Source organism: Breoghania sp. L-A4 (genome assembly GCF_003432385.1).
GTDB lineage: Bacteria > Pseudomonadota > Alphaproteobacteria > Rhizobiales > Stappiaceae > Breoghania.
This window is the reverse complement of sequence record NZ_CP031841.1, coordinates 3,644,624-3,657,129: the sequence shown is the minus strand read 5'-3', so window position 1 is coordinate 3,657,129 and position 12,506 is coordinate 3,644,624. Positions and strand designations below refer to the sequence as shown.

Here is a 12,506-nt window from a genome sequence, read left to right as displayed (position 1 = left end):
CTCCGGCGGAGGCGGATGCGCCCGACGCCTCGATCGGACCCGTGACGCCCGACGCCCCCGGGACCCCGGATGCCTCCCAGGCGCCTGATACCCCAGAGACGCCGGAAATTCCGCAGGCTCAGGAGAGCCCGAAGGAGCCCGGGAACGACCGGGCTCCCGAGGCGCCCGAGCAGCCATCCGGCGCCTCGGGGGCTTCTTCGGACGCCGCTGTTCAGGAGAACGCCGAGCGGCTCGGTCCGCAGTCGGTCGAGCCCCGGGAGTCCGCGCCGGTGTTGAAACCCCTGCCTGGCGGACCGCTCCCCACCGGTAAACCCGACGGAAAAGGCGCGGCAAGACCTCTCGCCAAGCCCGACAGCTCTGTTGCCGGACGCGCGCCGGGGGTGAAAAAGCCCGCCTTGAAAGCCGTGCCGGCCGGTACGACGCCGGTGGCGCCCGTGACGGATCAGAAGAAGATTGCGGTTTGCCGGATCATCAATGCCCGTGTCGAGCGGATGGATCAGCCCGAGCCGGGCGATCTGTCCTGCCAGGTGCCGCGGCCCGTGGCGCTCAAGGACATGGGGAAAGATTCGGTGGTGACCTTCTCGCCGCAGGCCGTGCTGGATTGCGAAATGGCCGAGACGGTGGCCGCCTGGGTGCGCGAGGTCGTTCGCCCCGCGGTCCGTGAAATTTTCGGCACCTCGCTGAAGCAACTCCGGGTGGCTTCGTCCTTTGTGTGCCGCAGGCGCAACAACCTGCCCGACGGCAAGCTCTCCGAGCATGGCCGCGGCAACGCCATCGACATTTCCGCGTTCACGCTCGGCGACGGCCGCGTGGTGACGGTGAAGGCCGGATGGCACGGCGAGGCGGATGAGCGCAAGTTCCTCGCGCAGGTGCGCAAGCAGGCCTGCGACCGGTTCACCACCGTCCTCAGCCCCGATGGCGACGCCTATCATCAGGATCACCTGCATCTCGACGTCGGCTGTCACGGCAAGACCTGTACCTACAGGATCTGTCACTGACGGGCGTTGATCCAGTCGCTGAATTGGGACGGCAGGCCGCCGGGCTGCGACTGAAGCGTCCTTGCGACCGCCGGACAAAACGCAACAGGGCTTTTCGCGAGACCGAGTTCCTCGATCAGCATGGTGGTGCCCTGGACGAAGGCCGCGGGCGTCGCGGCCGACCAGAACGCCGTGTCGCAAGTGAGGGTGTTGCAGCCGCCGCCATAGGTTACGAATGCGCCGGTTTGCTGGATCGCGCAGGCGCAGATCGCCTTGAGCGGATCCGACGGATCGACCGTGCACGGCTTGTCGAGACAGTCGGTCCATGACTTCCCCGAAGGGCATGCCATGACCGGTTTCACCGCCGCCTGGCCGAAGGAATATTCGGATCTGATCTTGACGGTCCCGTCGGGCAGTGTCCTCGGCTTGCGCGCGTCGCAGGCGATTGTTCCGAAATTGGGCCCCGTGGTGACTTCGCATGTGCAGATGGCCCTGAGATCCGGTGCCCGCGGATCCGGAATGCATTTCGCCGACGTGCAAAGCGCATAGCGTTCGGTGTCGTCGCAGTAGATCCCGGTGCCGATCGGCGAGTCCTGAGGCGTGGCGTCCTGTGCGCTCGCGTGAGCGTGGTGAGTATCGATGCAATAACAAGCTGAAATGTCTTCATCCCATGTCGTCCCTCTAAAACAACGTCCGCAGAGTAGCGAAAAAACCTTTCGTTCAAACGTGAACGGGCACGCTTGTGGACGTGCCCGCCTCTCCCGAAATGCGGTGGTTGTGACGTGCCGTCCCGGCTGTCATCCTGCGGACGACTGCCGATTCCGGGTCAAACAGTGAAAGGCGACCGATGGACCTATACGAAAGCGCTCGCGCAATGGCGCTCGCCCTGCGACCCGATCAGTCGATTTACTGCTTTCACCCCAAGATGCTGACCCGCGACGCGAAGGCGTTTGTCGAGGGCTTTTCCGGCAAGACCGCCTATGCGGTGAAGACCAACGGCGAACCCTTCGTGCTCAAGACCGTGGCCGAGGCGGGCATCACCTGTTTCGATGTGGCGTCTCCGGCCGAATTCGCGGCCGTGCGTGCGGCGGCGCCAAACGCGGAGATGCTCTACATGCATCCGGTGAAGGCGCAGTCGGACATTCGCCTGGCGCTGGAGACCTACGGCATCCGCACGCTGGCGCTTGATCACGAGGATGAAGTCGCCAAGATTCTGCGCATCGTGCGCGCGCTCGATCTCAATCCCGGCGACATCACGCTGTTCGTGCGCATCGCCACCAAGGGACACGCGGCCTATGAGCTGTCGCGCAAGTTCGGCGCGGCGCCCGGGCACGCGGTCGAGCTTCTGCAGCGAATCGACCGGATCGGCTTCAAATGCGGACTGTGCTTTCACGTCGGCAGCCAGATCGAGGAGGCCGAGACCTACGAGCGCGCGCTGGCGTCTGCCGACTGGGTGCGCGGCCGGGCAGGGGTGGAGCTTGCCGGGCTCGATCTCGGTGGTGGATTTCCGGCCGAATACGGTCACGATCCGCGCCGCAAGGCGCCGCCCACGCCGTCGACCGCGGCAATTCTGCGCACGTTGAAAAGCGACATCGTCGAATGGGGCTTTGACGGCCTGCCGCTGGTGGCCGAGCCGGGACGCGCGATCTGCGCCCGTTCGATCTCGCTGGTGGTGCGCGTGCTGCTGAAGAAGGGCCGTCGTCTCTACATCAACGACGGCATCTGGTCGTCGCTGTCGGACAGCTGGACCGGCAAGATCACGCTTCCGGCGCGCCACATTCCCGACCCCGCGCGGCGGCGGCGCAACGGCGATCCGTCGAAAATCGTGCCGTTCAAGGTCTGCGGCGCCACCTGCGACAGCGTCGATATCCTGTCGCGGCCGTTCTGGCTGCCGGAGACCGTGGATACGGGCGACTGGATCGAGATCGGCCACATCGGCGCCTACTCACTGGCGCTGCGCACCCATTTCAACGGCTTCTATCCCGACACCATCGTCGAGGTGGAAACCGCCTTTCATGAGGAAGAGGGCGCGCCGGAAAGTTTCGCCTCGATCGAGACCATGGCGGATTGAGGGCGACGCAGGACCGCGCGGCTCCTCCACCGTCATCCTCGCGAAAGCGAGGATCCATGCCGTTTCCTGTCCACTCGGGTGCGGGCTGCGACGTCACGGTCTGGATCCCGGCTCTGCGCTGCGCTTCGGCCGGGATGACAACCACGGGATGCGGCACCGCGGCCGCTGACCGCGGATCTCCGATTTCATGAAAACCGGATCTGTATCACGGCAGCGTCACCTCGACCTTGATCTTCGAATAATAGGTCGCGACATTGGCGATGTCCTCGTCCGACAGACCCTTGGCGATGATCGACATCTGCGCGTGGGTCCGCTCGCCGGAGCGGAAGGCCTTGAGCTGGCGGGTGATGTACTGCGGGCTCTCCCCGGCGAGGTTCGGCACGTCGGGGTTCTTTCCGATGCCGTCGAGCCCGTGACAGACCTGGCACATGCGGGCCTTCTTGCGCCCCGCCTCCAGATCGCCTGCGGCGAACGCGGGCGTCGCTGCAAGCGCCGCGGCAAGGACGCAAAGCGTCCCGCGGAGAGTGAGGGGGCGGATGGTGGCGCGGTACGCGGGCAGGCGGCTCATGAGCGTCTCCGAACTGTTTCTCGCATCCTCTGTGGCGGGATGCCTTTGTTACATCGGCTGTATTCAGACATATCGAACCCGCCGCCGGAACTGGAAATTCCGGCGGCGGGTCTGTTTTGTCACGTTGCGTTCGTCACGCGAACGTCGCCGCAAGGATCCCGGATCTATTGCGCCGAGTAGGAGATCCGGTAGATGGCGCCGACAAGATCGTCGGAGACCAGCAGGGAGCCGTCACGCAATTGCGCCACGTCCACCGGCCGGCCGAGATATTCGCCGTTCTCGTCGATCCAGCCTTCCGCAAACGGCTTTGCGGTCGCCTGGCCTTCCGCGTCGATGGTCGTGACCATCACCCGCGCGCCGACCGGCGTGACGCGGTTCCACGAGCCGTGCTGCGCGGAAAAGATCGCGCCCTTGTATTCGGCCGGGAACATGTTGCCCGAGTAGAAGGTCATGCCGAGATCGGCCGCATGCGCGACCATTTCCACGGCCGGAAACACCACGTCGGACGGCGGTTCGTCGTTCTTGTATTCCTCGGTGCGCACGTGGCCGCCGCCGTACCACGGGAAGCCGAAATTCTGGCCCGCGGCGGTGGCATGATTGATTTCACCCGGAGGGATGTCGTCGCCCATGCCGTCGACCTGATTGTCGGTGAACCACAAATCGCCCGTGTCGGGATCGAAATCCTGGCCGACCGAGTTGCGGATGCCGGTGGCGAAGACCTCGCGGCCGGTGCCGTCAGTGTTGAGGCGGATGATCCCGCCGATGCCCCATTTGGTATAGATTTCCGACTTCTCCGGCGCGGGCACGTTGAAGGGCTGGCCGAGCGAGATGTACAGCTTGCCGTCGGGGCCGACGTCGCACACGCGGGCCGTGTGGTTGTAGCTCTCTTCCTCCGGCGGGATCAGCTCGCCCTGCTTGACCACCTCGAAGGCCGCCACATCCGGGCTTTCATAGAAGAATTCCGCGGCCGGGAACCACAGCACGCGGTTCTGTTCGGCCAGATACAGATGCCCGTCCTTGGAGAAGCACGGGCCGTTGGGAATGGCGAAGGTGAGCGAGGGCGCGAAGTCCTTCACCTCGTCCGCGACCCGGTCCTTGTTGCGGTCTGTGACCGACCAGACCTTGTCCTTGCGCGTGCCGACGAAGGTGACGATGCCCTGCGGCCCCACCGCCATGTGGCGCGCGTCGGGCACCACGGCATAGAGATCGATCGAGAAGCCCGCCGGCAGCTTGATGCGCTCGAGGGTTTTCTTGATCTGCGCGGCATAATCGCCGCCCTGCTCGATGTATTGAAACTCCGTGACGCCGGTTGTCTTGAATCCGGAGAGCTTCTCCAGGTTGCCCTGTGCGAGCGCCGGGCCGGCGAAACCGGCAAGGATCGTGCACGACAAGAGGGTCTTCCAGACGGACGTTGTCATTGCTACCTCCCAAGGTTCTGATCTTGCTTGCTTGTTTGTCGATCTTTTTCCAAGCAACAGGCAAACGATACCACGACGCGAGGCCGCGGATTTTTCGTATTATAGACAATTTTGAATATATCTTTTGAAACTTCGTCAAAGATGGCGCCACCGTACCAAAGGACGATGCCGCGCCGCGCAGTGTGCCGGTTCATTTCTTCTGCCATCCGTGCTTGGCTCTGAGTTGCGCCGACACGTCTTTAATTTCCGACGGTTTGCAGACCTTTCCCTACGGAATGCACGGCGGATGCGGCGGATTGTCAGCGCCGCGCATATGGCCGATGATGCGTGGAATCCTCTTCTGCCCCTCGTCGATCAGGACGCTTTGTGTCTGAAAGAAACACGATCTATGCCCGCCTGCCGATTTTCTACGGTTGGGTGGTGATTGCCGTTGCGTTTCTGACGCTGGCGGTGGCCGTGAACGCACGCACGGCGTTCTCGCTGCTGTTTCCGCCCATTCTGGATGAATTCGGATGGTCGCGCGGCGTCACCGCGGCCACGCTGACGGTCGGCTTCCTTGCCTCAACCGCCATGAGCCCGGTGATCGGCGCGATGATGGACCGCTTCGGCCCGCGGGTCGTCATTCCCTTGGGCGCCTGCGTCGTTGCGCTGGGGTTCGTCGCGGCGACCGAAATCTCGACGCCCATGGGGCTCTATGCCACGCTCGGTCTGCTGATGGTCGGCGGCTCGATTTCCATGAGCTTCATCGGTCATTCGATGTTCCTGCCGAACTGGTTCGTGCGCCGCCGCGGGCTCGCCATCGGCATCGCCTTCTCCGGAGTGGGCCTGGGCTCGATCACCTTGCTGCCTTTGCTGCAGGCGATCATCGACGCCGATGGCTGGCGCGCCGCCTGCATGGTGCTGGCCGGGCTCATTCTCGTGACGCTGATCCCGCTGAACGCCGTGTTTCAGCGTCGCAGGCCTGAGGATCTGGGCCTGCTGCCCGACGGCAATGGCCGGGGCGCGCGCGAACTGCGCCCCATGACGGACACGGTTGTCGACCGCGCCTGGGCGGAGACGGACTGGACACTGCGCATGGCGTCCCGCACCGGGCGTTTCTGGTGGATTTTCGGCGGCTACTATTGCGCGCTGTTTGCCTGGTATTCGGTGCAGGTGCACCAGACCAAATATCTGGTCGAGGCGGGGTTCAGCGCGCAAAGCGCGGCGTTTGCGCTGGGGCTTGTGGGCTTTTCGGCGTTGGCGGGCAGATCGGCATCGGCGCGCTGTCTGACCGCATCGGCCGCGAGCGGGCGTGGAGCGTGGCGTTGCTGGGATTCGCCGGCTGCTACGCCGCGCTGCTGCTGATCGCGCATCGCCCGGAGGCGTGGCTGATGTACACGATGGTGATGCTGCAGGGGCTGTTCGGCTATGGCATCGCGGCGCTATATGGCGTCATTCCCGCCGATATTTTCGGCGGCCGGCGGTTCGCCTCGATCTTTTCGGTGATGACGCTGGGCGGCAATCTCGGCGCGGGCACCGGCCCCTGGATCACCGGCTATCTCTATGACGTCACCGGGTCCTACGCGCCCGGATTTGGCCTGTGCCTGCTGTGCAGCCTTGCGGCGCTCGGCTGTATCTGGATGGCCAGCCCGCGCAAGATCCGGCTTGCGGCCGGACCGGCCGAGCGGCGCGCCGCGGCACGCGCCGCGCCGTTGCTGTGAGACGGTCCCTGCCGATCAGCGGCAGAACCGGTACTGGCCGGAATAGGCGAGATAATATCCGGTCCGCGGATTGAAGCTGCGGTATTTGCGGGCGCAATAGGCATACCATTCCGGGCTCCAGGCCGCGTGGCGGCCGCGGTAGACCGGCGGCGGCGGCGCGGGACGGTAATAGGTGCGCGACCGGCCATAGTACGGATCATAGTAGCGGCCATAGTCGCGGTCGTTGTAGTAGGGGCGGTTCAGCGCGCCGCCCAGGATCAGACCGGTTGTCAGTCCCACGATGCCGCCGACGATGGCCGCACCGTCGTTGTTGCGATGGCGCCGGTAGTTGCGGCGGTGGCGATAGTTGCGGTCTCGCACGCGCCAATTGGGGGAGTAAGCGCGCGGTCCGTAGCGCCGGTCATCGCTCACCTGAATGACCAGGTTGTTTTGCGCCGCAAAAGGCGCGCTGGCCGCGTTGCCGGCCGCAGCCGCGATTTGCGGCGCGGACAGTTGTGCCTGGGCCGGAACAATGGATGTCGCGGCGATCAGGGCGCTTGTCGCGATGGCCGCCCATGATGACGTGATCTTTTTTCGAACGCCGGGCATTGTGTACTCCTGCGGTTGACGTGCGAAACGGGATTTCGCTTTTCCGGTATTCGGGCCGCCGTCGTCTCGAGTTCACGCCGATCGGGCCTGAAAGCAGTTCATGGTGTCGGATAGCAGGCCGATAGGGTGTAATTGTGACTCTCTCGGCAGTATTGCGTATCCGGTTTCCGTGGCCAAGCCTCCGGCCGGGAGTTCTCTCCAGCATACCCCTTGGTCGGCCGCGAGGTCATCGGGTCCGGTCGGGCTGCCCGCCTGGGGCGGCCCGTACAGGGCCTTGGGGCGGGCAGCGTTCGGGGCCGGTTAGCGGCAGAAGACGTAGTCGCCGGAGTAGCTCTGGAAGTAGCCGGTGCGCGGATTGAAGCTGCGGTACTTGGAGCCGCAATAGGCGTACCAGTCGTTGCTCCAGGGCGCGGGTGGGCTGCGGGGCGATACGCGGGACGGGCATGCGACTGGTTGGACAGCGCGGAGCCGATGACGATCGCCGCGCCGAGACCGATCAACCCGCCGACGATGGCCGCATTGGTGTTGTCGCGGCGGCGGTTGTCGCGGTGATGGTCGCGGCGGTGATCGCGGCGCCGCTCGGCCCAGCGGCCGTCGCGCTGCCAGTCGCGGCCGCCGTCGCGGTCGATCTGCTGTCCCTGGCGCCAGTAGCGGCCGTCATTCGGGCCGGCAAAGGCGGGGCGGATGTGACGCCGACCATGGCGATGATCGCGATGGCGGTTGCGGAAGCGGCGGTCTTCTTCATGGCGGTGAACATTGTGGCTCTCCAGTCTGACCCGGTGGGGCTGTGTCGTTGGAAAGCACAATGACGCATCCGCACTGAACCCATTCTGAGAGCGCCGTTCAGCTGGCGTTCAGGTTCGCAGGACCGCCATTTGCAGGCGTTAACGGGCCAGTCTTCGCAGCCTGAATGGGGCGGGGTCCACGCACGGCGTCTCGCTCCTGATAAGTTCGGCGGCGAGCCGTCCCGCACCTGGACCAATGCCGAAACCGTGGCCGGAAAAACCGGAGGCAATGAAAAAGCCCGGAACGCCGGCAGCCTCGTCGATCACCGGCACCGCGTCCGGCGTGGTGTCGATGTACCCCGCCCAGCGCTCCGCGATCCGGACACCGGCGAATGCGGGATAGCTCTTCACCAGATCGTTCCATGCCCAGGCAAGCGTTGAGGCATGGGGCGTGGGATCAAGAACACGCATGGCCTCGAACGCGGTGGGCTCATCCAGTGCCCAGTGCCCGCGCTGACTGAGGCTGTCGAGGAATTTTCGGCCGATGCGCAGGCGGATGGTCTTCCACTCGTCCTTGAGGATCGGCAGGAAGTCGGTGAAGAAACGAAAACTGTCCAGCGTGATATCCGCTGTCGACATGCCGCCATGGGCGATGGTGTAACCACCGTCGAGCCGCTTACGGATGGCGAATTTCGGGGTCCACAGCCCGCCCTCCGTCAGCTCCGGTCCGCCATGCGTGCGCATCACCGTCGAGCGCACGGTGAGCTGCGGTAGGCGCACGCCCAGCGAGCGGGCGAACAGCGACGACCATGCGCCGCCGGACAGCAGCACCGCGGAGGTGCGGATGCTGCCTCTTTCCGTGACCACGGCGGAGATTTTGCCGCCCGTGCGCTCCAGTCCGCGCACCGCGCATCCGGTGAGCACTGACGCGCCCGCACGCATGGCCGCGCGGGCGATCGCGGGGGCGGCGAGCGCGGGCTCCGCGCGTCCGTCAGACGGGGTGATCAGCCCGCCCGCCCAGGTGCGCGTGGGGCTTGGCAGCGCGGCGTTGATCTCGGACGCGCTGAGCAGCCGCGTGTCGAGACCATGGGCGCGGGCATGCGGCATGAAGTCTTCAAAGCGTTTCATGCCGGCCTCGTTGGCGGCCGCATAGTGCACGCCCGTCTGACGGAAGCCGACGTCCTCGCCCAGCGCCTGGTGCATCTCGCGCCACTGGCGCATGCTCTCGATGATCAGCGGGATTTCTCCCGGATCACGACCCTGCTGGCGGCAGTAGCCCCAGTTGCGGCTAGACTGCTCGCCGGCGATCACGCCCTTCTCGCACAGCGCCACCGAGACGCCGGCCCGCGCCAGGTGCCAGGCGGCGGACACGCCGATGATCCCGCCGCCGATGACGACCACATCGGCGGAGGCTGGGAGCGCTTCGGTCGAGACGACGGGCGAGACGGGAGGCGACATGGGGCGGGATCCGGGGAGGGCGGGCGAACAGCACTCTCATGCTCTCGCACTTTTTTCGCATCCGCCAGAGCCCCGCGCGGCATTTACCGGTTTTCAACCGTCTTCGCACGTCACGTCGCCAGCAGCACGGCCGCCATGACGATCATCGCGATGTCCTCTGTCAGCGTCACGGTCGACAGCGGCACCGAGAGGATGTTGCCCATGCACGGACACTCGATGTCCACGCCCTCCTGCAGCGCCTTGAAGACGCCGGCCGCGCCGAAGGCGAAGACGGCGATGGTGATGATATAGGTGGCCGTCGGCATGAAGAATGCGAGGAAGGCGAGGCCCAGCGCCAGTTCGATGAAGGGATAGACGTAGCCATAGGGCTCGGCCTTCTTCGCCAGCAGGTCGTACATGTGGAAGCCGTCCTTGAAGCCTTCCAGGTCGAAGAGTTTCAGAAGCGCGAAGATGATCAGGAACATGCCCATATAGGCATGCATCACCGGGCGCATGGCGAGGTCGCCGAAGCCGGCGCCGATTGCGAAGGCGGCGAGCCCGGCGACGCCGACCAGGCTGATCAGCGGCCAGTAGTCTGACAGGGCCGTGCCCCGGCCTTCCTCGCGAACATGAATGCTGTCGCTCATGGTTTCGTCCTCCATTCGTTGCCATAGTGCGTGTTGCTCCTGGTCAACGCGGCGGCGGACGTATGGTTTCATGCGTTCCTGTCATGCGGTGAGCGGCAAATTGCTTTACAATGAAGGTCACGGAGCATCGACGAGGCCGGATTATTTCATTTCCGGCCGCTCCCGATTGCCTGAACAGACATTTTCAGACCGAGGAGGCCCATCATGGCCATGGAAAGCTTCAAGCTCACAAGCTGGAACATCGAGCACGCGGACAAGCTGCTGAGCGCCCTGTCGAGCTCCAGCCCGGACAGCAGGCGCAAGGCGGAGGCGCGGCGCGACGCGATTCGCGAAGAGATCGCGCTGCTGGCGCCTGACATTCTGCTCGTGAGCGAAGGGCCAAAGGGAGAGCAGCGGGCGCGCGACTTCTTTGCGCTGGTGGCCGCCGAATACGATGTGGTCGTGCGAGGGAGCGAGAATTGGCGCGACTACGACATCCGCGGCGCGCAATGGATCTGGTTCCTCATCAGGCGGAACCGGCCGATTTCGGCAAGGCTGCTGCACATTGACCAGTGGCGCGACGCGGTGGAGGCTGATTCCGAGACCAGCGTCGACTACGACAACGGCAAGTGGCCGGTTTCCTATCCGTCATTGGTGGAGGACCGGCTGGAATTCGAGATTGGTCAGCAGCATTTCCACTACCGGCATCCGCAGGTGCTGATCGTTGAGATCGATGGCCACCTCTTGGAAATCATCGGCTGCCACCTGAAGAGCAAGTTCACCAAGGTGCGGCCCGTCGGCGACGCGTCCGACAAGACGTTCTTTGACGAAAATCGGGAGCTCGTCGCGGAAATCGTCAAGGCGCGCACCAAGATCACGACCGAATGCGCGGATGTCCGGCATTATATCGATCACCGCTTCAAGACGGACACGAGTGCCCCGATCATTGTCTGCGGCGATCTCAACGACGGGCCCGGCAAGGAGCGGATCGAGCGCCGCTTTCTCTACCACGATCTGATCGGAACGCTGCAGGGCGAGGTGTTTTTCGCGCAGCGTTTTCTGAACCATGCGCTCTTCGATGCGCCGCAGGGCGAGCGATGGAGCGTCTTCTTTCGCGATGTGCTCGATCCCGGGCGCAACCCGATGATTCTGCTCGATCACATCCTGTTCAGCCAGACCTTCACCAACAATCCGGCGGTTGAGCACTTCGAATTCCAGGCGCTCCGCGGCGGCGGGCTCGTCGAGCACGAAGTGCATCACGCGGTCAACGGAACCCGGCCCAAATATGCCGAGACCAGCGACCACAAGCCGGTGTCGATGACCTTCGGCCGGCGTGCGGAGGAGGGGGACGGCGGCGGTTAGGCGCCGGCGGCGCCCGCCAAAGCAGAATGCCGCCCGAAGGCGGCATTCCCGGCTATCGTTCCGCTGCGCGCTACTCGGCCTTGCCGAAACCGCCGCCGGTCGGGGGTGATGACGATCTCCGTCTCTCGCCATATCGGCTGTTGCGCTATCGGCTATGCGTTAGCGGCAGAAGTGACGACGGCCGTCGTAGCCCATGTAGTAGCCGGTGCGCGGGTTGAAGCTGCGATAGCGGCGATCGCAATCGCGATACCAGCCCCGGCTCCAGGCCGGGTATCGGCCCGTTGAACGAGGTGCGGAATTGCCGATCGCAAGGCCGGCGCCCAGGCCGAGGATTCCGCCCAGGATGGCGGCGCCGGCGTTGTTGTTCCGGTGGCGATTGCGGTGATTGTTGTGACGGTAGCGGTAATCACGGTTGCGGTAATTGTTGTTGTAATTGTTGTTGTGACGCCGGTTGCTATTCGAATAGCTGTTTTTCGGGCGCGGACCCTGCTTTTCCTCGTTCCATTGTCCGGACGGGCCTTCGGCGTAAGGGCTGAGGCCGTTCTGCGCGAAGGCCTGGGGGCGGCCCCGGCTCCGAACAGAGACGTCGCCAGGACAAGCGAAAAAATCCGGGTCATCTTGCCAGCATGATTGAACATCTTCATTGCTCCCGCATTCCAGGATTGAGGGTATCGGCATGCGCCGCAGCACCCGTCGTCGGCTGGCATGATCTGCTTAGCGATGACGGCATCTATCCAAGGCATATGATTCATAACGTTCCGGAGCGTTATCTGTTCCATCCGCGCCGACATTTGTGACGCCACCGGGCATTGGCGGTCGCTGTGGTGGCACCGGGCATGGCGACGACGGCGAGCGCGGAGAGGGCAACTGCGGTCTTCATGAAAGCGAACATGGAGAACTCCGATGCCCTCGGGTTTGAGCGTCAGGGAACACAATGGCGCGATGCGGCTGAACCGGATCTGAGACGGGTGTTCACCCGGCGTTCAGAAATAAGAATGCGCCCGGATCGCCGCGATCCCGGGCGTCGCTGCCCC

Annotated in this window: 13 protein-coding genes and 1 pseudogene; 6 read left to right on the top strand and 8 right to left on the bottom strand. The window is 64.5% G+C overall.

Features of this window, described 5'->3' with window-relative positions; genetic code table 11:
• The first annotated feature begins 41 nt into the window (after positions 1–41).
• Complete coding sequence (locus D1F64_RS16710; protein ID WP_162901616.1) at positions 42–998, top strand: extensin family protein; 957 nt, start codon at positions 42–44, stop codon at positions 996–998.
• On the opposite strand, the gene D1F64_RS16705 is transcribed toward D1F64_RS16710, so the two are convergent.
• Positions 992–1,327 carry a hypothetical protein gene (locus D1F64_RS16705; protein WP_117413340.1) on the bottom strand — a complete coding sequence of 112 codons (336 nt, stop codon included), beginning with the start codon at positions 1,325–1,327 and terminating at the stop codon, positions 992–994. The two genes, D1F64_RS16710 and D1F64_RS16705, sit on opposite strands and share 7 nt — an antisense overlap.
• Before the next feature lie 497 nt (positions 1,328–1,824).
• Between D1F64_RS16705 and D1F64_RS16695 the strand changes: the two genes are divergently transcribed.
• Positions 1,825–3,048: an alanine racemase gene (locus D1F64_RS16695; RefSeq protein WP_117413338.1), complete on the top strand. Its 1,224-nt coding sequence runs from the start codon at positions 1,825–1,827 to the stop codon at positions 3,046–3,048.
• Positions 3,049–3,253: 205 nt separating this feature from the next.
• Here D1F64_RS16695 and D1F64_RS16690 read toward each other — a convergent pair whose 3' ends face one another.
• Both D1F64_RS16690 and D1F64_RS16685 read right to left on the bottom strand, forming a co-directional pair.
• Entirely contained in the window at positions 3,254–3,616 is a 363-nt protein-coding gene (locus tag D1F64_RS16690) for a cytochrome c (protein ID WP_117413337.1), read from the bottom strand.
• A 164-nt stretch (positions 3,617–3,780) separates the two neighbouring features.
• Positions 3,781–5,034: a PQQ-dependent sugar dehydrogenase gene (locus D1F64_RS16685; RefSeq protein WP_117413336.1), complete on the bottom strand. Its 1,254-nt coding sequence runs from the start codon at positions 5,032–5,034 to the stop codon at positions 3,781–3,783.
• 366 nt (positions 5,035–5,400) lie between these two features.
• Between D1F64_RS16685 and D1F64_RS16680 the strand changes: the two genes are divergently transcribed.
• Positions 5,401–6,378, top strand: coding sequence for an MFS transporter (locus tag D1F64_RS16680; protein ID WP_346432255.1), 978 nt, complete (start codon positions 5,401–5,403; stop codon positions 6,376–6,378).
• Entirely contained in the window at positions 6,282–6,734 is a 453-nt protein-coding gene (locus tag D1F64_RS25515; RefSeq protein ID WP_346432328.1) for an MFS transporter, read from the top strand. Before D1F64_RS16680 ends, D1F64_RS25515 begins: the two co-directional genes overlap by 97 nt.
• A 15-nt stretch (positions 6,735–6,749) precedes the next feature.
• On the opposite strand, the gene D1F64_RS16675 is transcribed toward D1F64_RS25515, so the two are convergent.
• Together D1F64_RS16675 and D1F64_RS24750 are read right to left on the bottom strand one after the other, a co-directional pair.
• Positions 6,750–7,322, bottom strand: a complete 573-nt coding sequence (locus tag D1F64_RS16675; RefSeq protein ID WP_117413335.1) for a BA14K family protein — start codon at positions 7,320–7,322, stop codon at positions 6,750–6,752.
• Between the two features lie 300 nt (positions 7,323–7,622).
• Positions 7,623–7,673 (bottom strand): annotated as a pseudogene (locus D1F64_RS24750) (BA14K family protein); the annotation flags it as partial.
• Positions 7,674–7,765: 92 nt separating this feature from the next.
• Here D1F64_RS24750 and D1F64_RS24745 point away from each other — a divergent pair.
• Positions 7,766–8,131 (top strand): hypothetical protein, encoded by a 366-nt coding sequence (locus tag D1F64_RS24745; protein ID WP_248304492.1) that lies wholly within the window; start codon positions 7,766–7,768, stop codon positions 8,129–8,131.
• Positions 8,132–8,206: 75 nt separating this feature from the next.
• Here the strand turns inward: D1F64_RS24745 and D1F64_RS16665 are convergent, their stop codons facing one another.
• Complete coding sequence (locus D1F64_RS16665; protein WP_117413334.1) at positions 8,207–9,505, bottom strand: FAD-binding oxidoreductase; 1,299 nt, start codon at positions 9,503–9,505, stop codon at positions 8,207–8,209.
• A 110-nt stretch (positions 9,506–9,615) separates the two neighbouring features.
• Positions 9,616–10,131 (bottom strand): MauE/DoxX family redox-associated membrane protein, encoded by a 516-nt coding sequence (locus D1F64_RS16660; RefSeq protein ID WP_205470509.1) that lies wholly within the window; start codon positions 10,129–10,131, stop codon positions 9,616–9,618.
• A gap of 204 nt (positions 10,132–10,335) precedes the next feature.
• On the opposite strand from D1F64_RS16660, the gene D1F64_RS16655 reads away from it, so the two are divergent.
• Complete coding sequence (locus tag D1F64_RS16655; protein ID WP_205470508.1) at positions 10,336–11,472, top strand: hypothetical protein; 1,137 nt, start codon at positions 10,336–10,338, stop codon at positions 11,470–11,472.
• Between the two features lie 159 nt (positions 11,473–11,631).
• On the opposite strand, the gene D1F64_RS25510 is transcribed toward D1F64_RS16655, so the two are convergent.
• Positions 11,632–12,150, bottom strand: a complete 519-nt coding sequence (locus tag D1F64_RS25510; RefSeq protein WP_117414664.1) for a BA14K family protein — start codon at positions 12,148–12,150, stop codon at positions 11,632–11,634.
• Positions 12,151–12,506 lie beyond the last annotated feature (356 nt).